Genomic DNA, 19,848 nt, shown 5'->3' with positions numbered 1-19,848 from the left:
AGTACTGACGACGAGACAGCAAGGCCAAGGGAAGCGGTTATTCCCATGGCCTTTTTGCTTTCGGCGACATGCCTTGGGAAGTAGGCGAACCAAAGTGGGGATACGGAGGACGTTCATTTGCACCCATTGATCAATCTAGTTTGCCCTTAGGAGTTCCCAGCATGTCGATCAACGTCGAAGATTATTTCGCGCGCGCCACTTTTGACAAAATGAAGGCGTTCGCCGACAAGCAAGAAACCCCGTTCGTGGTGATCGACACCGCGATGATCAGCCAGGCCTACGATGACCTGCGCGCCGGTTTCGAATTCGCCAAGGTCTATTACGCGGTCAAGGCCAACCCGGCTGTCGAGATCATCGACCTGCTCAAAGAAAAGGGTTCGAGCTTCGACATCGCCTCGATCTACGAGCTGGACAAAGTGATGGACCGTGGCGTCAGCGCCGACCGTATCAGCTACGGCAACACCATCAAGAAATCCAAGGACATCCGCTACTTCTATGAGAAGGGCGTGCGTCTGTTCTCCACCGACTCCGAAGCCGACCTGCGCAACATCGCCAAGGCCGCACCGGGTTCGAAAGTGTATGTACGTATTCTCACCGAAGGCTCGACCACCGCTGACTGGCCTTTGTCGCGCAAATTCGGCTGCCAGACCGACATGGCCATGGACCTGCTGATCCTCGCCCGTGACCTGGGCCTGGTGCCGTACGGCATCTCGTTCCACGTGGGTTCGCAACAGCGCGACATCAGCGTGTGGGACGCGGCGATCGCGAAGGTCAAAGTGATCTTCGAACGCCTGAAGGAAGAAGACGGCATCCACCTCAAGCTGATCAACATGGGCGGCGGCTTTCCGGCCAACTACATCACCCGCACCAACAGCCTGGAAACCTACGCTGAAGAAATCATCCGCTTCCTCAAGGAAGATTTCGGCGACGACCTGCCGGAAATCATCTTGGAGCCGGGCCGTTCGTTGATCGCCAACGCCGGTATCCTGGTCAGCGAAGTGGTGCTGGTGGCGCGTAAATCCCGTACCGCCGTCGAGCGTTGGGTGTACACGGATGTGGGCAAGTTCTCCGGCCTGATCGAAACCATGGACGAAGCCATCAAGTTCCCGATCTGGACCGAGAAGAAAGGCGAGATGGAAGAAGTGGTCATCGCAGGTCCCACCTGCGACAGCGCCGATATCATGTACGAAAACTACAAGTACGGCCTGCCGCTGAACCTGGCGATTGGTGATCGTCTGTACTGGTTGTCGACCGGTGCCTACACCACCAGCTACAGCGCGGTTGAGTTCAATGGCTTTCCGCCACTGAAATCCTTCTACGTCTGATCATCCCTCCTGGGAGCGATCAACCTTTGTAGGAGCCGGCTTGCCGGCGATGGCGTCCTTAAGATCGCCATCGCCGGCAAGCCGGCTCCTACGGGTTTAGGTGCATAGCGCGATCTTTGTATATTTCGGCCATCGCGCGGATTTGCGCATTGTCTGCCGCCTCCAACGCCTTCTGCGCCGTGCGCAAAAACTTCAAATTCCCGCCCGCCAACGCCTCTCGCAACCACTCCAGCGCCGCTTCGATTTGACCTCTGTCAGCCAACACCGCCGCATAGCTGAACTGCCCGCGAAAATCTCCGGCTTCGGCGGAGCGTCGATACCAATCCACGGCGGCATCCAAATCTCTTGGGCAGCATTGACCGTCTTCCAGATAACGGCCCAACAGGTTCATCGACTTGGCATGGCCCTGCTCGGCGGCCTGGCGATACAGGTTCAACGCTTGCGGCTGATCTTCGGCAACACCGCGCCCGGTGGCCAGCAGATTGGCGTAGTTGTATTGCGCCCAATCCAAGCCGGCTTCGGCGGCCAAACGGTATTCTCGCGCCGCTGCCGCTTCATCCGCCGCACACCCCCAGCCATGCTCCAAACACCGCCCGGTCATATTGCGCGCCATCCAATGCCCGCCCTTTGCCGCAATCTGGAACCAGCGCAATGCCAGCGCTTCATCGCGGGCAATGCCACGTCCTTCCAGCAGGATCTGCCCGAGCAGCGCCTGGGCATCGACCACGCCCTCCTTTGCCGCCACCAGGATCGCCTGGGCGGCGCGCACGGGGGAATCATCGAGCATGCTTTGCAGTTGCTCGACGTTGAGCACTTCTTCACGACGCAACAAGAAGCCCATGTCAGACCTCGACCCAGCGGCGCAACAGGTTGTGGTAGGTGCCGGTGAGCTGGATCAGCGCCGGGTGGTCTGGCACGTCGGCGCTCAGTTGCTGGATCGCGCCGTCCATTTCGAACAGCAGGGTGCGCTGGCTGTCTTCGCGCACCAGGCTTTGGGTCCAGAAGAACGAGGCATAGCGCGCACCACGGGTCACGGCGTTGACTTTGTGCAGGCTGGAACCGGGGTACAGCACCATGTCGCCGGCCGGCAACTTCACGCGCTGCAGGCCGAAGGTGTCCTGGATCTCCAGCTCGCCGCCGTCGTATTCATCGGGGTCGCTGAAAAACAAGGTGGATGACAAATCGGTGCGCACCCGCTCATGGCTGCCTTTGGGCTGGCGCACGGCGTTGTCGATGTGAAAGTCGAAACTGCCGCCAGCGGTGTAGCAGTTGAGCAACGGCGGGAAGACCTTGTGCGGTAACGCCGCCGACATAAACAACGGGTTCTGCCACAAACGCTCGAGCATCGCCGCGCCGATTTCCTTGGCCAGCGGGTGGCCTTCGGGCAATTGCAGGTTGTGCTTGGCCTTGGCGGACTGGTGCCCGGCGGTGATTTTACCGTCGGCCCAATCGGCGGTTTCCAGGGCCTGGCGAATGCGCTGCACTTCCTCACGAGAGAACAGGCCGGGGATGTGCAGCAGCATGGGCAATACCTGAATTCAGAGAGGCGCCAATGGTATTGATTCTTATCCGCCCTGTAAAACGCCATGACGAATGAGTTCGTCAAAACCGTAAGCAAAAAGTGTAAAGAATGTAAATTCAGTGCAATTAGCAATGTATCGCAATTGATAGAAATACTTGTTAACACTATATTCCGCGGCCTCACATCCTTGGGGAAAGGACACGTCATGTCGCGCACCACTACAAAAATACCTGCCAGTTCACCACGCATGCTGGCTTCGGCCATCGGCGTTGCCCTCAGCGCCAGCTCTGTCGCCCATCTGGCGCAAGCGGCCGAAGACACTGAACAAAAAGGCCAGCGCAACAGCATCTCCCTGGGCGCCACCAGCATTACTGGCGAAGAACAGGACAACACCTCTTACCAGGTCGAAAAAGCCTCGTCGCAGAAATACACCGCGCCGCTGGTCGACACGCCGCGTTCCGTCACCGTGGTGCCGCAACAAGTGCTCAAGGACACCGCCGCCACCTCGCTGCAGGACGCCTTGCGCACCGTGCCAGGTATTACGTTCGGCGCGGGTGAAGGCGGTAACCCTCAGGGTGACCGCCCATTCATCCGTGGTTTTGACGCCCAGGGCGACACCTACCTGGATGGCGTGCGCGACACCGGCGGCCAGAGCCGTGAGATCTTCGACATCGAGTCGATCGAGGTCAGCAAAGGCCCGAACTCGTCGTTCGGCGGTCGTGGCTCGGCCGGTGGCAGCCTCAACCTGGTGAGCAAGACCCCGCAAGCTCGGGACTTCACCAACGGCGGCTTCACCTACGGTTCCGACCAGACCCGCCGCTACGTACTCGACGTGAACCGTCAGTTCCTCGACGACAGCGCCGCGTTCCGCCTGAACCTGATGAGCCACGAACAGAACGTGGCCGGTCGCGATGCGGTGAATTACGACCGCTGGGGTGTCGCCCCGTCGCTGACGTTTGGCCTGGGTACCCCGACCCGCGTCAACCTCAGCTACTACCACCTGGAAAGCAACGACCTGCCGGATTCGGGGATTCCGTACGCGTTCCCCAACAGTAGCGCGACGGCGGTTCATGCCCACGACAAACCCACCGACGGCGGCGACAGCAACAACTTCTACGGCCTCAAGAGTCGCGACTTCCGCAAGACCCGTGCCGACATCAGCACGTTCTCCGTCGAGCACGACCTGAACGACAACATGACGCTGAAAAACACCCTGCGCCACGGCAGCACCGGTCAGGATTATGTACTGACCCAACCGGACGACAGCCAGCGCAACGTTAGCCGTTTCGGCACGGTGTGGCGTCGCGCCAACACTCGCGTGTCCACGACCACGACCACCACCAACCAGACTGACCTGTTCGGCAATTTCCAGGTCCTGGGCTTCAAGCACAGCTACTCCACCGGCCTGGAATTCACCGGTGAAGAAACCCGCGTCAGCGGCTACACCGTCACGCCGAACAGCAACCCTACCGGCGGCTGCACCGTGGCCTCCGGCAGCCAGGGCGGCCAGTGCACCTCGCTGGGCAACCCAAACCCGGACGACGCCTGGAACGGCAGCATCGCCCGCAACTACATGGGCACCAACACCAAGGCCACCAGCCGCGCCGCGTATGTGTTCGACACCATCGAACTCGACCCGAAATGGCTGCTGAACGTCGGCCTGCGCTACGACACCTTCGACACCGAAGCCAACACCAACGCCGTGCCGAGCGCCACCGTCAAGGCGCGCAGCAAGGTCAAGGACGACAGCCAATTCTTCAACTGGCAAGCGGGCCTGGTCTGGAAGCCGCTGGACAACGGCAGCATCTACACCTCCTACGCCACCTCGGCGTCGCCAGCCGGCGGCCTGGTGGGTGAAGGCGTGGACAACAACGCGATCCCGACCGGTATCAACACCAGCGACCTCAAGCCGGAAGAAACCGTCAACTACGAGCTGGGCACCAAGTGGGACCTATTCCACAACCGCCTGTCGCTGTCGGCGGCGGTGTTCCGCACCGAGAAGAAAAACACCCGCATCCTGGTGGATTCCAACACCTACCAGACCGCAGGCGAATCCCGCGTAGACGGCCTGGAGTTGTCGGCCAGCGGCAAGATCACCGACCAATGGCAAGTGTTCGCTGGTTATAGCTACCTGAAAGCCGAGCTGGTTGACCCCGGCAAGAACGGCAACCGCCAGGGTGTCGTGCAGGCCGGTTCCAACAAAGGCAACCAGATGCCCAACACGCCAGAAAACTCGTTCAGCCTGTGGACCACATATGACGTGACCCCGAAGCTGACCATCGGTGGCGGCGCGTTCTACGTCGACCAGGTTTACGGCGATCCGGCCAACACCGTGTATGTACCTTCCTACACCCGCTACGACGCCATGGCCAGTTACAAGCTGACCAAGAACGTCGACCTGCAACTGAACGTGCAGAACCTGACCGACAAGACCTACTACGACAAGGCCTACGCCTCGCACTTCGCCAACCAGGCGGCGGGGCGCACGGCGTTGTTGACCACCAGCTTCCACTTCTAAGCAGCCACACCACGCAGCAAAAGCCCCACGCATCGGATGCGTGGGGCTTTTGCGTGTCAAACAGAATGTTTCTCGACAAGCCACGGCATAATGCGCGCCGTGCCCTACATATCCGGATAGACGAGGCGGTCAGACGTGTTGAAGAAAACCCTGTTCCAGTTGCACTGGTTCTTCGGCATTACCGCCGGGCTGGTGCTGGCCTTGATGGGGATCACCGGGGCTGCGGTCTCGTTTCAGGATGAAATACTGCGGGCGCTCAACCCTAGCGTACTGACCGTGGAAAAACGCGAAGCTGGCGTATTGCCGCCCGCCGAGCTGGTGCGCAAGCTGGAAGCCACCGAAGGCAAGATCGTGGCCATGCTGTTCGTTGAGAGCGAGAGCGGCAACGCCGCCCGCGTATTCTTCACGCCGCCGCCCGGTGAACGCCGTGGCCAGTTGCGCTATTTCGACCCCTACACCGGCGACTACATGGGCGACGTAGTCGGCCAGGACGTCTTCGGCTTCCTGCTGCAATTTCACCGTTTCCTGGTGATGGGCGATATCGGGCGCAATATCACCGGCGCGTGCACACTGATCCTGGTGTTCTTCTGCCTGTCCGGTATGTACCTGCGCTGGCCGCGCCAGGTGGCGAGCTGGCGCGTCTGGCTGACCCTGGACTGGCGCAAAAAGGGCCGGGCCTTCAACTGGGACCTGCACTCGGTATTCGGCACCTGGTGCTTGCTGGCCTATCTGCTGTCGGCGCTGACCGGACTGTATTGGTCCTACGACTGGTACAGCCAGGGCCTGACCAAGCTGCTGTCCGACGCCCCACAGAATGAACGGGTGCGCAAACGCGGCCCTGCCCCCGAAGGCCCGGCGCCCGTAGCCAATTACGATGCGATCTGGAGCAGCATCTACAGCAACGCCGGCCCAGGCTTGAGTGCTTACAACATCCGCATGCCGGCCGTCGCCGGGCAACCGGCCACCGTGTACTACCTGCTGGAAAATTCGCCCCATGACCGCGCGCTGAACCAGATCAACCTGGACCCGGCCAGCGGCGAGGTGAAATCCCACGACCGCTACGCCAGCAAGACCTTCGGCTCGCAACTGCTAACCAGTGTCTACGCACTGCACACCGGCAGTTACTTCGGCCTGGCAGGAAGGATCATCCTCACGCTCAGCTCGGTGCTGATGCCGTTGTTTTTTATCACAGGCTGGCTGCTATACCTGGACCGTCGTCGCAAGAAACGCCAGGTGCGTGACGCGCGTAAAGGCCTCTCGGCCAACGCCAGCGATGCGCCAGCCTGGCTGATCGGCTTCGCCAGCCAGAGCGGTTTTGCCGAGCAGCTTGCGTGGCAAACAGCAGGCCAATTGCAGGCGGCTGGTTTGCCGGTGAAGGTGCAGTCCCTGGGCAGCGTCAGCCAGGATGATCTGCGTCAGTCGGAAAATGCGCTGTTCGTGGTCAGCACCTTCGGCGACGGCGAAGCGCCCGACAGTGCCCGCGGTTTCGAGCGCAGTGTGCTCGGCCAAGACCTGTCCCTGAAGGGTTTGAACTACTCGGTCCTGGCTCTGGGCGACCGTCAGTACGAACACTTCTGCGGCTTCGCGCGGCGCCTGCATTTCTGGCTGACCAATCAGGGCGGCAACGCGCTGTTTGCCCCCGTGGAAGTCGACAGCGGTGACACCGCCGCCCTGCTGCACTGGCAACAACAACTCGGCCAGCTGACCGGCCACGCCCCGGCGGCCGCTTGGCCGACCGCCCAATACGAAAACTGGACGCTGAGCCAACGCACCCTGCTCAACCGCGACAGCGCAGGCGCCGATGTCTACTTGCTGGGCCTCACCTCACCTTCGCCACAAAGCTGGCAGGCCGGCGACCTGGTGGAAGTGCTGCCGCGCAACTGTCCTTGGGCCATCGAGCACTTCCTCGAAGGCCTGGGCCTGGCCGGCAGTGACGGCGTGCTGATCGACGGCATGGCGCACACCCTCGATCAAGCCCTGGCCACTCGCCAATTGCCGACGCATCGTGCCCACCTGGTCGGCCTGCATGCCCAGGCGCTGGTGGACGCGCTGGCGCCCCTGGGCATGCGCGAATACTCCATCGCCTCGATTGCCAGCGATGGCGTACTCGAATTGATCGTGCGCCAGGAACGCCACCCCGACGGCAGCCTGGGCCTGGGGTCAGGCTGGCTCACCGAACATGCCGCCCTCGGCTCAAGCATTAGCCTGCGCCTGCGCCGCAACAGTGGTTTCCATCTACCAAACGTACCCGTGCCACTGATCCTGCTGGGCAACGGCACCGGCCTGGCCGGCCTGCGCAGCTTGCTCAAGGCGCGCGTTGCCGATGGCCAACAGCGCAACTGGCTGCTGTTCGGTGAACGCAATATCAAGTATGACTTCCTCTGTCAGGACGAATTGCAAGGCTGGCTGGCCAGTGGGGATCTGGCGCTGCTGGACCTGGCGTTTTCCCGTGACCAGGAGGAAAAAATCTACGTGCAGGATCGCCTGCGTGAATCGGCCGAAGTGCTGCGTAAGTGGCTCAGCGACGGCGCGGCGATTTATGTGTGCGGGAGTCTGCAGGGGATGGCGACAGGCGTGGATCAGGCGTTGGTGGACATACTCGGCAGCGAGGCCGTGGAGCGGTTGATTGAGCAAGGTCGCTATCGCCGCGATGTCTACTGACCTCCCCCCTTTACTGTAGGAGCCGGCTTGCCGGCGATGAGGCCCTTGAGCCCTGCATACATCTCAAGGGCGCCATCGCCGGCAAGCCGGCTCCTACAGGGAGCGGGGTTTAGGCGGGTTGCAGTTTTTGTTCGAACACCGAGACGCCATCCAGGTCCCGCAAAACCACAGTCAACTCCGCCGTCTGCCCATCAATATTCACCTCGCCAAAAAACTGAAACCCGGCAAACGGCGAGGTGTTCTGCGCCGGCGGCGCTTTCTCGAACACCACCTCAGGCCCAAAGGTTTTATCCAACGGATTAGGCCCGAAACTCCCGGCATTCAACGGCCCGGCTACAAACTCCCAGAACGGCTCGAAATCCTGGAACGCCGCACGATCCGGGTGATAGTGGTGTGCCGCGCAGTAATGCACATCCGCCGTCAGCCACACGTGGTTGCGCACCTTCTGCGCCCTTAAAAAGCCCAGCAGCTCGGCAATTTCCAGCTCACGCCCTTGCGGTGCGCCCGGGTCATTATTGGCAATCGCTTCCCAACGCGGTACGCCAGGACTCACTTCACCATCGGGCACACCCAGGCCAATCGGCATGTCAGCGGCGACGACTTTCCACTGCGCCTGCGAACCTTTGAGCTCACGCTTGAGCCAGTCCAATTGCTCGCGGCCGAGGAAGGGTTTTTCACCGCCCAAGTTGTCATCGTTGGGCCCGCGATAGCTGCGCATGTCCAGCACGAACACATCCAGCAGCGGACCGTAACTGAGCTTGCGATAAATCCGTCCGCCGCCGTCGGCGCTCTGCCGACGCATCGGTGAATATTCCAGCCAAGCCTGGCGCGCACGGCCGACCAAGGTGTTGATGTCCTTGACCTGGTAACGCTCATCCAACTGCTTGCTCGGCGACCAGTTGTTCACCACTTCATGGTCGTCCCACTGCCAGATCTGCGGCACTTCGGCGTTGAAACGACGGACGTTTTCATCCATCAGGTTGTAGCGGTAATTGCCGCGATACTCATCCAGGGTTTCGGCAACCTTGCTCTTGGCTTCGGTGGTGATGTTGCGCCAGATGCGCCCGTCTTCGACCGTCAGTTGGGCCGGCACGGGGCCGTCGGCGTAGATGGTGTCGCCGCTGTGGATAAAGAAGTCCGGCAAGCGCAGGCGCATGGCTTCATAGATGCGCATGCCGCCGATGTCCGGGTTGATGCCGAAGCCCTGGCCGACGGTGTCGCCACTCCACACAAAACGGATGTCGCGGCGCTGTTGCGGCACGCTGCGCAGGTGGCCGAACCAGGGTTCACTGGCGACGCTGGTCTGGGCGTCTTCGAAGTGCACACGGTAGAAAATCGCCTGGTCTGCGGGCAGCCCGGTGAGTTCAACACGGGCGGTAAAGTCGGTGCGGTTGTCGGCCAGGGGTGAGATGAATTTGCGCGGGTTGCTGAAGACACTGCGGGTGTCCCACTCCACCACCATGCGGGCCGGGCGGTCGCTGCGGCTCCAGATCATGGCGCGATCACCGAGCAGGTCGCCGGACTGCACGCCGTCGGTGAGTTGTGGCCGGTCCTTGACCGAGGCGATCACCGCCGGGGCCAGGCCCGGCAGCAACAGGCCGGCGCCGACGGCTTGCATCACGCGGCGGCGGCCGAGATCGAAGTGGCTCATGCACATGCCCTCTGAATATCAAAAGAGGAACTTAAACATGGCCGGATGAAGCGACTATGACAGCCCAGCCGATAATGCGTTATCCACGCATCACTGAGGGACGGCAACAGCGCTGATCTTTCCGCTGCGATAAGCCTCGAATATTTGATCAATACTGGATTTGGCATCGCCCTTCGCCGTGAAAATCCCACCGCAACCTTGGTTGGCAGCGGCGTAACGCTCATCGTCCATCAACACCAGATGCGCTTTCTTCAAGTTCCAGAACGGGATACCGGCAAATAAGTGGTGGGTCAGGTGGTAGTTATCGCCATGCATCCCGATGATCGAACGTTCAAGCAGCGTGGGGAAGCGATTGCGAGTGAGCTGCACTTCTTCGTGGTAGAGGCCAAACATCCCGAAATGCTCAGAGACTTCGGATAACCAGCCAATCACCTGGAACACCGTGAAATACGGCACCAGCCAAAACACTACATAGGCCCACGGACCGATGAAGTAGCTGAAAACCAGCAGCAGTACCGTGTGAACAGCCAGCAATTTCAAGCCTTGTGACGGGTTGGCCAGGATATCCCCAGCCCGATTCTTGACCAGGTAGAGGAAGTAACGATAGGTATTGGCCAGTGTCAGGCTCTTGAGCAAATGCCCGATCAGAAAATCGAAGCGGTCGGTCGCTTTATACAGGCCCGATTCGATGTAATAGCGGTGGTCCGGGTCTTTATGGGGGTCACCGAGATTGTGATGGTGAAGCTGCACATGGGAGCGTCGGTAAGCCTCATAATTCTGGAAGATCGGGTAGCCGAGCAAATATTCGCCGATGACTTTATTGAGTTTTTTGCTTTGGGTCAGCGTCATGTGCGCGGCTTCGTGCAGCAGCGAGGCCAAGGCCCGTTGCCGGGAGCCTATAAACAGGAGTGCCAGTGGGTAGAGGTAGTTGTAGCGATCCGCAAAAAACACCGCCAGTGAGATAACGGCCACGTCGGCCAACACCGCCAACATCCAGTGCCAGTTATCCTTTTTGTAAAGTGCACGCAGTCGTTGCTTCACTTCATTGGCAGGATTGAACTTATTTATATTACCCATCAGAATTCCTTTTCCTCAGTTCGAGGCGCCCAGTGTAATTTACCTGATACGCAACATTATAAAAACGGGCCACGCGACGAGCGCTTGATCACCCACACTCAACCGCCGGAGCAACTTAATAGTTTGCACCTGTCTTGGCCAACCGATAGAAGCACAGACAATGCTCGGCGAGTATCGCCACCACACCACCCTGTTATTTATATAATATGAATATTACAGTTTCGCCAGCAACTCCATGAACACCTGCACATCTTCAAGGCTATTTTTATTATTAATCGATAGCCGCACAAAGCGATCATGCCCTTGCCCCAACATGTAGTAAGGCGTATGTGAGGCATAACCCGGCCAGCCATTCACGCCCTGCGCACGCATGTAATCGACAAGTTCAGTTGCCGAATAATTAGCGTGGGTAAAGGCAATGATCCCCGCTTGTTGTGTACCTGGAGCGATGACGCTGATATGCGCCGTTTGGGCCAACTGTTGATAAAGAAACCGGTAGGTCCCACGCTCAATGTTATAGGCCACGGAAAGACGGTCTTTGATCGCCTGGTTCAACCCAACCACTGCCGCATTGTTACGCTCGGCATACTCAAAACGCCGCGCATCATCAGCCCCCAGACTCACCACCCCGCGCACGTCAACGCTGGCCCTGCTCAGGTCAGTGAAGCGCGGTTGCGCAGCCGCCATAAAATCCTCGGACAGGTAGGCAAACCCCGTGCCTCTGGGCCCGCAAAGAAACTTCCTACCGGCGGCGGTCAACACATCGGCACCGATAGCCTGCACATCCAGGGGCAGCATGCCTGCCGATTGACAAGCATCAACGAAGTAAAAGCACGGGTAATCACGCAAGATATTACCCACCGCTTCAACATCGTTCACGATGCCGCAGCACGACGGCACATGCACGACCGAGACCAGCATGACTTGCGCGCTCATGTGCTGTGCCAGCCATTGCAGGTCCAGGTCACCATTTGCCAGCAGCGGCATTACGTCAATCACCACGCCGTAGCGGCGCTGCAACTCAGACAATGCGATCAGGTTGCCGGCGTATTCATAGGGCGTGACCACGACACGCGCCCCCTTGGTCCAAGGCAACGCGTTCAGCGCCGTCACCCACGCCTTGGTAGCGCCATCGAAAAGTGCAATATTGCGTGCAGTCGAGCCAAGTAACCGCGCGATATTTTCATACACTTCGCCGTCCAGCGTTGCGGCGTAGGACAGTTCGGTTTCATAGGCACCGAGTTCATATTCCTCTTGCAAATAAACCTGCATCACATGCAACGTTTCAGCGGAAACACGACCGGCCCCTGCAGTATTAAAGTGAATCATCAATCAGCCCTATTTCGTGAGCCCATAAAATAGAAACCGCTCGCCACCACGATACACATGGACAAGACATAGAACATCGCCTGGGGCGCATAAAGCGATAACGCTATCCCACACAATACCGGGCCGAGGGCCGCCCCCAGGTTCGACAAGTTCTGTGCGCCGTAGTAAACGCCGCGCATATCCTCCGGTGCTATGTAATCAATAAACAGATATTCCGCCGGAATAATGATGATTTCACCCACGGTAAAAACGATCATCGCAAGTACCCAAATAACCGGTATCTGTGCATAGGCGAACCCCATCAGCCCTACCACAAAGAACAGCATCCCCAGCATTAACATGCGAAACAGGTTGTGCTGGTTGATCCGCGAGCCGATCAGGTATTGAAGACCGATCACCACACAGGCGTTGGTGGTGACCAGGTAATTGATAATCTGATACGCATTTTGCGGGTCGCTCGTCACGATCAGGTATTGCGACAAGTAGGCGGTGAACTGCCCGAACACAATGGCGCTGAGAATGCCGCCGATCGTGAAACACACCAGCCGATAGTTCTTGACCAAATGCACCAGTACGTTGGCAAAGCTCGTTCCGCTACCGTCACTCGCACTGCCCGTCGGACGAGGAATTCGTCCACCCACCAGCCCATACAGCAGGACAAAGACCGCCCCGATCAACGCGGCCACGGCAAACGGCATTCCGGGACTGACTTTGGCAAACATCACACCGAGAAAAGGTCCGATGGCATAGCCGACGTTGGTCAGGGTGTACTTCAGTGAGAACACCCCGCCGCGCTTGTCCGGCGCCACCAGAAAACCTATGCCGGATTTAACTGCGATGTCGACCACGGCATAGGCCAGGTTCACCACCACAATCGCGATGATGAACGGCACCAGGCTGGTGACCTGGAACGCCACCGCGAACGCGAGGGCGAACACCGTCGCAGCGACGAGCATGACCCGGTAGTTGGAGAACCTGTCCACCAGGAACCCGCCATAGACCCCCAGGACTGAACTGACGATCAATGCACCGCCGACCGCCAGTCCGATATCCGCAACGCCCAGACCAAACGCCTCGGAGAAGTAAATAACCAGATAGGGCAACGCCAGCGCCCTGGCGACGGTCAGGATAAAGGTCGCCGACAGCAGCAGGATCACCGTTCTGTCATAGACTCTGGCTTGACTCTGGGCTACCAGTCCCTCCGAGACGTGCTTCATGTCAGCATTTCCCTGTAGACGCTTGGCTCGTGCTCACGCAGCAATTCAATACTGTGCTGAATATTCGTGCGGTCGCTGTCGAGGATGAATACATGACCGGGGCTGTTTTCCAGGGAAATGGTCGGTTTGAGTACACCGTCATCCTGGATTTTAATGCTGTGCACGCCGGGGATCGCCTTCCACGCCGTGATGTCCGGCGAACGCTTGATTGGCCCCGCATGCCGCGAGATCAGAAACACACAGCTGGAATGAAAGTAGAGCTTTTTCCGCGGCCGTTGGCGGTAGTCGAGAAAAGCCTGAGGGTTAATCAACGAGTCGATCCAGAGGCTCAACTGGTTATGCCCCAAGGCTCGGGTATAGGCCGAAAGATCGATACCGCCCGGCATGCGCGCAGCCGTCTCCAGCAACACCGGTTCGTCATTGACGATCATCAATTCGCTATGCCCGACGCCTTGCCGGATGCCCAGCGCATCGAGTACAGAAAATATGTAACCGGACAGCCGACTGTAGACGTCGGCATTCTCCACCGGGCACATCAGCTGGTTGTAGTCATGCACCGGCGAGGCACCGATACGAGTCCGGTAGACACGGATAATTTCGCTGACGTAGTGCAGGCCATCGACACTCACGGTATTCACGCAGTATTCGATGTCGACGTCTTTGGACTTGCTGAGCAACAACTCCGAGTTGAAGTCCGAGTTATCCAGGTATTGCTGCACCAGGATCTCTTCATTGCTTTCCAGAAAAATATTGCGACTGGACTTTATGACGTTGAAGGCGTGTTCAATCTGGCTGACGTCAGTGCAAATGTGGATATTGTCGGAACCGGCGCTTTTAACCGGCTTCACCACCACCGGCAGCATGTGGTTTTCCTTGACCCAGTCCAGAATGCCCGGCAACGCATCTGACTTGAAGTGCTTGATCGATCGTACACCCGCCCGGGACAACGCCTCGTGCATTTGGTACTTGTCGCGCCAGCGCACTGCGTGGTCAGGATTGTTATGGCGCGGGACGTTGAACAGCGCAGCCAGATGGGCGGCCAACTCCACGCCGAACTCACAACCGGCCAAGACAAACTGCACGCAATAGTCGGACAGTGCTTCCTGCAACTCTGCATCCGAACGATAAAGCAGGTCGTTGATGAAGTCCCCGGTGCGGAACCAGGTCTCATAAAACGCGTTCACGTCAGCGGTCGAACGCACGTGCACACATTCATACCCACGTGACATGAACGCAGGCGCGATCAAACTGCCAATCGAATAGGCATCGACAACCACGACTATATTTTTCTTGTAGATCATTTGACGGCCTCCCGCGTTGAACTCAATTCACGCACGGTGGCTTTGATTATCCCCGCTGCCTTGAGGATGTCGGCGCGACTGATATTGATATGCGGCATAAAGCGCATTTCCCGTGCGTTATAAGGCAAGCCGGCGACACCTTGTTGGCTCAGGTGAGTACCGAACTGCATCGGCGTCATACCCAGCGAAGAAACATCCAGGGTCACCATATTGGTTCCCTTGTAGTGTGCAGGCGTCTCATCGATATCGCTGAGCAGACGGTGCAGCAGGGCCGCATGCTCGTGATCTTCGGCCAAGCGCTCGATATTGTTGTGCATCGCATAGAGCCCGGCGGCGGCCATCATGCCGGCCTGATGAAGATCGCCGCCAAACCATTTACGGTATTTCCTGGCGCGCTGGATCAGCTCTTTGGAGCCCACCATGATCGAGCCCACAGGTGCGCCCAGTGCCTTGGACAGACACATGGACATGAGGTCGGCGTTTTCCGTGTAGGAGGTCACATCAATGCCCGACGCGATAGAGGCGTGGAGGATGCGAGCACCATCCAGGTAACGATAGGCGTCGATAGTCTTGGCATAACCGAAGACTTCGTTCATCTGTGCCAGAGGAAAGATCGCACCGCCTTTGCACCCGAGGGTGTTTTCAACCACCACCACGCGTGGCAACGCGTAGTTCTGGTTCCAGCGGCAACGCGAGGCATACAGCTTTTCCAGGTCACTGACGTCAAACAACCCGTTCTCGTGGGACGACAATGAGAAGTTGACGCCGGAAAACGCCGATGTAGCAGCGGCCTCGTAATAGTTGATGTGGTAGGAAGCATCCAGAAAAATCTCATCACCGGGCTGGGTGAGGGACTTGATAGCCAACTGATTGCTCAACGTGCCACCCGTGGTAAAGAGCGCCGCTTCCTTCTGAAAGTAATTGGCACAGAACGCTTCCAGAGCCCGCACACTCGGGTCTTCGCCGAAGCATTCATCCCCGACTTCCGCCTGGTAGATAGCCTTGCGCATGCCTTCCGTTGGCTTGGTGACCGTATCGCTTCTGAGATCGATAAACATGACTGCTCCTTTAGTAACCAGCGCCGAACGTGATACGCGAGGGGTCGTAGAAGTCGGCAAGTGCCTGAAGGACGTTGTCCGGCGACTCCGCCAGGCGGTGCAGGAAATGCAGGTACCAGCTATCGCCGTAAACTGCGGCAATCCGGCAGGTCAGGCCCGCCTCCCTGGCACTGCGCAACACGTCCGGTTGTACGCCGTGGAGCATCTCCAGCTCCTCGATCTTCAATTGATAACCACCGTCTAAAAGACGCTTGATCAAGTTGGGGTCTTGCGTTGCACAACTCACAGCCACGTTGGCGGCCAGCAAGTCATCAAGTAACGACAGGTAGCGTTTATCCAGTTCCTCACCACGAGGCAGCGCAATGTCGGGTACCTCGTTGTAAACCCCTTTGACCAATCTGACTTTACGTCCATAGCTGATGATGCGCGGCAAGTCTTCGACAGTTCTATGCAAGTGCGCTTGCACGGTAATACCGACATTGTGATGGGCGGGGGCAAGTTCGGCGTACACTTCCAGAATCTTATCAACGGCCGAAGAGTGCTCCATGCTGATCATGACGGGGATATCGTGCTCCGCCGCCGCCGACAGGATAGTGGCTGCGTTGTGATAGGCGGTTTCCTGGGAAACAAGCAGCCCCACCGCACTTAAATCAAACCCCAACTGTGGTTTTAAACCAGCGCGGGCAAACGTTTTAATGGCTCTCAGGTACTCGTTGACAAAGTCTTGTACAACGTTTGGGTCATGATTTTCTTCACCGACATATTCAACACCCAGTTGGTAGCCTTTTGCCGCTAGCGCCTGCAGCTTACCGCTCAATGCCTGCGCATCCGACGCGACAATGTAACGATGGGCAGCGTGTTCGAACAATTTGAAAAACAATGAATTTTTATCAAACGCATCGCGACAGGCCTGGTTGAGTGCCAACTTTTTCAACCCTGCACAGGCCAGTGTATAAACTTCCTTGGAAAGCATTTCTTCCTCCTTGCAGACAATAGTTTGTGCAACCACAACTCATCTATAAAACAGCACAGGTGTTTTATTAAAAACTCGGCGACCCATTTCACGCGCGCAATAGTGCCCTGGACAAGGAAATGCCACTCATAACCTGAAAGGTGTTTTTTGCCCTATTCCACCTGCATGAGAATGCTCGGGGACTCAAAGCAACGCCGCTCCATAAACAGGAGATGCAGCGATTGCCCATAACAGGGTCGATATACGAAGTGCCGGGAAAGAGCACTTATCGTCGTCAGATTTATTTTAAAAGTGACCAGCATCCTTGTCTCGTCAATCAATAGGCCATTTTTATGACATTGCGAGTAGCGAATCACTGACAGGTATTCGTGCGTCTAGCTTACCGCCGTGCCACGTTCTGATTTATGATCTTTTTTACCAGATAGGTGGAACTAAATTCATGGATACAGGGTTCGTATGTTTTCCTCAGAGCGCTTGAAAGGGATTGATGTGTTCGTCTGCGTCTCGGAGACCGGCAGCTTCAAGGCCGCGGCCGAGAGAATGAATTTGACAGGCTCCGCCATCAGTAAAAGTGTCGCCAGGCTGGAGAGCCGATTGGGCACGCGGCTTTTTCAACGCACGACCCGACGCCTTTCGTTGACCGATGCCGGGATCGCGTTCTATCGCACCTGCACCGGTGTGCTCGCAGACCTCGAAGAGGCAGAGTTGTCACTGCAAGTCGACAATATCGAGCCGCGTGGACGGATTCGAATCGACCTTCCAGGCGCGTTCGGTCGTGCACAAGTGCTCCCGACGCTCCTGCGGTTCATGCAGGATCACCCGTTGCTGATACCGCACATCACGTTCTCCGACGGGTTGATCGACCCATTCCAAGAAGGCGTGGATGTGGTGGTGCGCATCGGCGGCGCCGATGTCTGGCCCGAAAGAGTGGCGCATCGTTACCTGGCCAGTGAGTGGCATACCTTCTGCGCATCGCCCAGCTATTTGGCCAAGCACGGCACGCCGCTCACGGAGCAGGATCTGGAGCATCACCACTGCATCGCCTATGGCTGGGTGGATGGCAATATCACCCCGTGGAGTTTCGCAGGCGAGCATCCGGGCGCCATAAAACGCCAACCGGTGGCTGCCCGGCTGGTGATCGGTAATGGCGAAGGCTTGTTGATGGCGGTATTGGCGGGCAGTGGTATCGCACAATTGCCATCGTGGCTGATTAATCAGCAGTTGGAAGACGGAACCTTGGTAGAAGTGTTGCCCCACCTGGCAACCGAGGGCATTCCGATCAATCTTGCCTGGGTCAAAAGCCGCCAAACGCTGCCAAAGGTCAGTGCCTTGCTGGACGCATTGACGGCAAGCCTGACGCCAGCAGGCGGCATCTTAGGGGGGCTTAGACGAACATGACCCCCTTGAGAAACCAAGCGACCCCAAGGCCGCCTTTGCATGCCGATGTACAACCGCGACAACCCGGGCACTGCCACAGTGCCGTGCCCCCACTGCTGATACAAGCGATCAGGTCGGCGCGACCGCCAGTTCGACGGCTTCCGGGCGCTTGATCAGCGCGTAGACCAACCCCGTCAACAGGCTGCCGGCAACAATCGCCAGCAAATACAGCAATGCATGGTTCATCGCATTCGGAATGACCAGCACAAACAGGCCGCCGTGGGGCGCCGCCAGTTTGCAGCCGAAGTACATCGACAGCGCGCCGGTCAACGCACCACCGGCAATGCTGGCCGGGATGACGCGCAACGGGTCTTTGGCGGCAAACGGAATCGCGCCTTCCGAGATAAAGCACATGCCGAGGATCATCGCCGCTTTGCCGGCCTCGCGCTCAGTCTGGGCGAATTTGCGACGAGCCAGAAACGTGGCGATGCCCATGCCAATCGGTGGCACCATGCCGGCGGCCATGGTGGCAGCCATCGGCGCGCCACTGGAGGCCGCCAGCAAGCCGACGGAAAACGCATACGCCGCCTTGTTGATCGGCCCACCCAGGTCGACACACATCATGCCGCCCAACAGAATCCCCAACAGCACCGCGTTGGTGGTGCCCATAGTGCTGAGGAAGTCGGTCAGCCCAGTAAGCAGGCGCGCGACCGGCGGCCCCACCAGGTAGATCATCGCCAGGCCGGTAAACAGGCTCGCCAGCAACGGGATGATCAGGATCGGCTTGAGCGCCTCCAGGCTCTGCGGCAACTTCACCGCACGCGTGATCAGCTTGACGCAATAGCCGGCCAGGAAACCGGCGAAGATGCCACCGATAAAACCCGCGCCCAGCGTCCCGGCCAACAAGCCGCCAATCATTCCGGGCGCGATGCCGGGCCGGTCGGCAATCGAGTAGGCGATGTAGCCCGCCAGCAACGGCACCATCAACATGAAGGCACGGTCACCCACGGTTTTCAGTGCAGCCGCCAAGGTGCCTTCCTGTTCAAAGGCATGGATGCCAAACACGAACGACAAGGCGATCAATAGCCCGCCCGCCACCACCATCGGCAACATGAACGACACACCGGTCAACAGGTGTTTGTACACGCCGGTCTTTTCTTTCTTGGCCACCGCACCGCTGGCGGCGTTTTCCACCGCACCTTCAGCCAGCGCCTTATTAAGGGTGGCTTCGGACTGCTTGAGGGCAATACCAGTGCCGCAGCGGTAGATCTTCTTGCCGGCAAAGCGCTCGGTGGCGACTTCGATATCCGCCGCCAACAACACCACATCGGCGTCGGCAATGGCCTGCGGGCTCAAGGGCGTCCGTGCGCCGACCGAGCCTTGAGTCTCGACCTGCAAGTCGTAGCCCAGCCGCTTGGCGGTCTGCTGCAAGGCTTCGGCGGCCATGAAGGTATGGGCAACCCCAGTCGGGCAGGCCGTAATGGCGACGATACGGGGTGCATTCTTGGCCGCCTGCGGCGAAGCGACATACACCTGCGCCTCTTCTGCGCCGCGACGCAACACGGCGTCGACATCCGCCAGCGCCTGGGCCGGCGTGCTCTGGAACACGCGCTTGCCGACAAACCGCTGCATATCCACCGGGGTGCTGCTGACCAACAACACCCATTCGGCGTCGTCGATCGTGGCCTGGGACAACTGGCGTTCCGGGCGCTGCACATCCACCACTTCAACGCTGGTGCTCCAGCCTTGGCGCTGCGCGGCGGCGTCCAACAAGCGGGCGCACAGCACACTGGTGACCATGCCGTTCGGGCAGGCGGTAACAATGGCTAACTTCATCAC

14 protein-coding genes are annotated in these 19,848 nt (G+C 58.6%); 4 read left to right on the top strand and 10 right to left on the bottom strand.

Annotated elements, in window-relative coordinates; translation table 11 throughout:
• The first annotated feature begins 161 nt into the window (after window positions 1-161).
• Window positions 162-1,325, top strand: coding sequence for a type III PLP-dependent enzyme (locus HX868_RS06915; RefSeq protein ID WP_010213203.1), 1,164 nt, complete (start codon window positions 162-164; stop codon window positions 1,323-1,325).
• A gap of 88 nt (window positions 1,326-1,413) precedes the next feature.
• Here HX868_RS06915 and HX868_RS06910 read toward each other — a convergent pair whose 3' ends face one another.
• Window positions 1,414-2,166, bottom strand: coding sequence for a tetratricopeptide repeat protein (locus HX868_RS06910; RefSeq protein WP_177002372.1), 753 nt, complete (start codon window positions 2,164-2,166; stop codon window positions 1,414-1,416).
• 1 nt (window position 2,167) lies between these two features.
• Window positions 2,168-2,848 (bottom strand): Fe2+-dependent dioxygenase, encoded by a 681-nt coding sequence (locus HX868_RS06905; RefSeq protein WP_016976258.1) that lies wholly within the window; start codon window positions 2,846-2,848, stop codon window positions 2,168-2,170.
• Window positions 2,849-3,052: 204 nt separating this feature from the next.
• Here HX868_RS06905 and HX868_RS06900 point away from each other — a divergent pair, with 204 nt between their 5' ends.
• Window positions 3,053-5,365 carry a TonB-dependent receptor gene (locus HX868_RS06900; protein WP_177002371.1) on the top strand — a complete coding sequence of 771 codons (2,313 nt, stop codon included), beginning with the start codon at window positions 3,053-3,055 and terminating at the stop codon, window positions 5,363-5,365.
• A 135-nt stretch (window positions 5,366-5,500) separates the two neighbouring features.
• Window positions 5,501-8,026 carry a PepSY domain-containing protein gene (locus HX868_RS06895; RefSeq protein ID WP_177002370.1) on the top strand — a complete coding sequence of 842 codons (2,526 nt, stop codon included), beginning with the start codon at window positions 5,501-5,503 and terminating at the stop codon, window positions 8,024-8,026.
• Window positions 8,027-8,135: 109 nt separating this feature from the next.
• Here the strand turns inward: HX868_RS06895 and HX868_RS06890 are convergent, their stop codons facing one another.
• The 7 genes from HX868_RS06890 to HX868_RS06860 form a co-directional block, all read right to left on the bottom strand.
• Window positions 8,136-9,677 carry an alkaline phosphatase D family protein gene (locus HX868_RS06890; RefSeq protein ID WP_177002369.1) on the bottom strand — a complete coding sequence of 514 codons (1,542 nt, stop codon included), beginning with the start codon at window positions 9,675-9,677 and terminating at the stop codon, window positions 8,136-8,138.
• Between the two features lie 90 nt (window positions 9,678-9,767).
• Entirely contained in the window at window positions 9,768-10,754 is a 987-nt protein-coding gene (gntB, locus tag HX868_RS06885; RefSeq protein WP_177002368.1) for a guanitoxin biosynthesis L-arginine gamma (S) hydroxylase, read from the bottom strand.
• 213 nt (window positions 10,755-10,967) lie between these two features.
• Window positions 10,968-12,083: an aminotransferase class V-fold PLP-dependent enzyme gene (locus HX868_RS06880; RefSeq protein ID WP_177002367.1), complete on the bottom strand. Its 1,116-nt coding sequence runs from the start codon at window positions 12,081-12,083 to the stop codon at window positions 10,968-10,970.
• Complete coding sequence (locus tag HX868_RS06875; protein WP_177002366.1) at window positions 12,083-13,300, bottom strand: MFS transporter; 1,218 nt, start codon at window positions 13,298-13,300, stop codon at window positions 12,083-12,085. Before HX868_RS06875 ends, HX868_RS06880 begins: the two co-directional genes overlap by 1 nt.
• The gene (locus tag HX868_RS06870) at window positions 13,297-14,601 is read right to left on the bottom strand and encodes a hypothetical protein (protein WP_177002365.1); all 1,305 of its coding nucleotides are present in this window, start codon (window positions 14,599-14,601) and stop codon (window positions 13,297-13,299) included. Before HX868_RS06870 ends, HX868_RS06875 begins: the two co-directional genes overlap by 4 nt.
• The gene (locus HX868_RS06865; RefSeq protein ID WP_095014681.1) at window positions 14,598-15,659 is read right to left on the bottom strand and encodes a threonine aldolase family protein; all 1,062 of its coding nucleotides are present in this window, start codon (window positions 15,657-15,659) and stop codon (window positions 14,598-14,600) included. The genes HX868_RS06870 and HX868_RS06865 overlap by 4 nt, the downstream gene beginning before the upstream one ends.
• 10 nt (window positions 15,660-15,669) lie before the next feature.
• The gene (locus HX868_RS06860) at window positions 15,670-16,632 is read right to left on the bottom strand and encodes a proline dehydrogenase family protein (RefSeq protein WP_177002364.1); all 963 of its coding nucleotides are present in this window, start codon (window positions 16,630-16,632) and stop codon (window positions 15,670-15,672) included.
• A 456-nt stretch (window positions 16,633-17,088) separates the two neighbouring features.
• On the opposite strand from HX868_RS06860, the gene HX868_RS06855 reads away from it, so the two are divergent.
• On the top strand, window positions 17,089-18,030 hold the full coding sequence (locus HX868_RS06855; protein WP_177002363.1) for a LysR family transcriptional regulator: 942 nt from the start codon (window positions 17,089-17,091) through the stop codon (window positions 18,028-18,030).
• Window positions 18,031-18,138: 108 nt separating this feature from the next.
• Here HX868_RS06855 and HX868_RS06850 read toward each other — a convergent pair whose 3' ends face one another.
• On the bottom strand, window positions 18,139-19,845 hold the full coding sequence (locus HX868_RS06850) for a PTS fructose-like transporter subunit IIB (RefSeq protein WP_177002362.1): 1,707 nt from the start codon (window positions 19,843-19,845) through the stop codon (window positions 18,139-18,141).
• Between the last annotated feature and the right edge of the window lie 3 nt (window positions 19,846-19,848).

Origin of the sequence: Pseudomonas reactans (genome assembly GCF_013385825.1) — a bacterium.
GTDB lineage: Bacteria > Pseudomonadota > Gammaproteobacteria > Pseudomonadales > Pseudomonadaceae > Aquipseudomonas > Aquipseudomonas reactans.
This window is presented reverse-complemented; position numbering and strand designations above follow the sequence as displayed.

Bases quoted from the DNA above. Each gene is read 5' to 3' on its own strand.
- gntB (WP_177002368.1), bottom strand. From the start codon at position 10,754: ATGGGTAATATAAATAAGTTCAATCCTGCCAATGAAGTGAAGCAACGA.
- HX868_RS06910 (WP_177002372.1), bottom strand. From the start codon at position 2,166: ATGGGCTTCTTGTTGCGTCGTGAAGAAGTGCTCAACGTCGAGCAACTG.
- HX868_RS06900 (WP_177002371.1), top strand. From the start codon at position 3,053: ATGTCGCGCACCACTACAAAAATACCTGCCAGTTCACCACGCATGCTG.
- HX868_RS06905 (WP_016976258.1), bottom strand. From the start codon at position 2,848: ATGCTGCTGCACATCCCCGGCCTGTTCTCTCGTGAGGAAGTGCAGCGC.
- HX868_RS06850 (WP_177002362.1), bottom strand. From the start codon at position 19,845: ATGAAGTTAGCCATTGTTACCGCCTGCCCGAACGGCATGGTCACCAGT.
- HX868_RS06875 (WP_177002366.1), bottom strand. From the start codon at position 13,300: ATGAAGCACGTCTCGGAGGGACTGGTAGCCCAGAGTCAAGCCAGAGTC.
- HX868_RS06915 (WP_010213203.1), top strand. From the start codon at position 162: ATGTCGATCAACGTCGAAGATTATTTCGCGCGCGCCACTTTTGACAAA.
- HX868_RS06890 (WP_177002369.1), bottom strand. From the start codon at position 9,677: ATGAGCCACTTCGATCTCGGCCGCCGCCGCGTGATGCAAGCCGTCGGC.
- HX868_RS06865 (WP_095014681.1), bottom strand. From the start codon at position 15,659: ATGTTTATCGATCTCAGAAGCGATACGGTCACCAAGCCAACGGAAGGC.
- HX868_RS06880 (WP_177002367.1), bottom strand. From the start codon at position 12,083: ATGATTCACTTTAATACTGCAGGGGCCGGTCGTGTTTCCGCTGAAACG.
- HX868_RS06870 (WP_177002365.1), bottom strand. From the start codon at position 14,601: ATGATCTACAAGAAAAATATAGTCGTGGTTGTCGATGCCTATTCGATT.
- HX868_RS06860 (WP_177002364.1), bottom strand. From the start codon at position 16,632: ATGCTTTCCAAGGAAGTTTATACACTGGCCTGTGCAGGGTTGAAAAAG.
- HX868_RS06855 (WP_177002363.1), top strand. From the start codon at position 17,089: ATGTTTTCCTCAGAGCGCTTGAAAGGGATTGATGTGTTCGTCTGCGTC.